The sequence below is a fragment of the Variovorax sp. P4_D9 genome, from assembly GCF_056401695.1.
On record NZ_JBFUIU010001575.1, the window covers coordinates 1 to 976 of the forward strand.

The window sequence follows — 976 nt, forward strand, 5'->3', positions numbered from 1 at the left end:
ACTTACCCCTGCGCAGCGCAAGGTGCGTCGCTCCGAAGCGCACCATCTGGATCCGATCGTCATGATCGGCGGCGACGGGCTGACCGCTGCCGTCCTCAAGGAGGCCGATGCCGCGCTCAAGGCCCACGGCCTGATCAAGGTGCGCGTGTTCTCCGACGACCGCGCCGCCCGCGAGGTCATGCTCAAGACGATGTCTGACGAACTGGACGCCGCGCCGATCCAGCACATCGGCAAGCTGCTGGTGCTGTGGCGGCCGATCCCCGAAAAGGAGCGCACGGTCGACGAGGACCGCATGCCCGGGCCGCGCGACGTCAAGGTGATCAAGTACAGCAAGCGCGCCGGCCAGCGTCCGGAGATCAAGACCCTGCGGGTGCTCGGCAACCAGCGGCTGACGCCCGGCGGCACGATCAAGCGCGCCAAGGCCAAGCGGCCGCTCTCGGCCAAGAAACGGAACCAGGCAGACTGAGGATGTCGAGCCAGACCGCGGGCAAGCCCCAGCGACACATCCTGTGCATGAAATGGGGCACCAAGTACGGCCCCGACTACGTCAACCGCCTCTACGCGATGGTGCGGCGCCATCTCACCGGCGACTTCAGCTTCGTCTGCCTGACCGACGACCCCAAGGGCATACGCAGCGAAGTCAGCTGCTTTCCGATCCCGCCGCTGGACCTGGAACTGGCCCCGGGACAGCCGGACCGGGCCTGGAAGAAGCTGACCACCTTCGAATCCGACCTGTACGGCCTGCGCGGCACGGCGCTGTTCATCGACCTCGACGTCGTGGTGGTGGGCCCCCTGGACGACTTCTTCGAGCAACCGGGCCAGTTCCTGATCATCCACGACTATGAGCGGCCCTGGCGGCGTCGTCGCATCACCGGCAACTCGTCGGTGTACCGTTTCGAAATCGGCGCCCATCCCGACGTGCTGGCGAACTTCCGCCAGAACATGGACAAGGTGCAGGCCGACTACCGCAATGAGC

1 protein-coding gene and 1 pseudogene are annotated in these 976 nt (G+C 66.2%); both read left to right on the forward strand.

What is annotated here, in order from left to right; all coding sequences use genetic code 11:
- Positions 1-466 (forward strand): YhbY family RNA-binding protein (locus AC1DY5_RS57000; protein ID WP_478122936.1); only part of this gene is annotated, 466 nt, incomplete at its 5' end.
- A gap of 2 nt (positions 467-468) precedes the next feature.
- Positions 469-976, forward strand: a pseudogene (locus AC1DY5_RS57005) (glycosyltransferase); the annotation flags it as partial.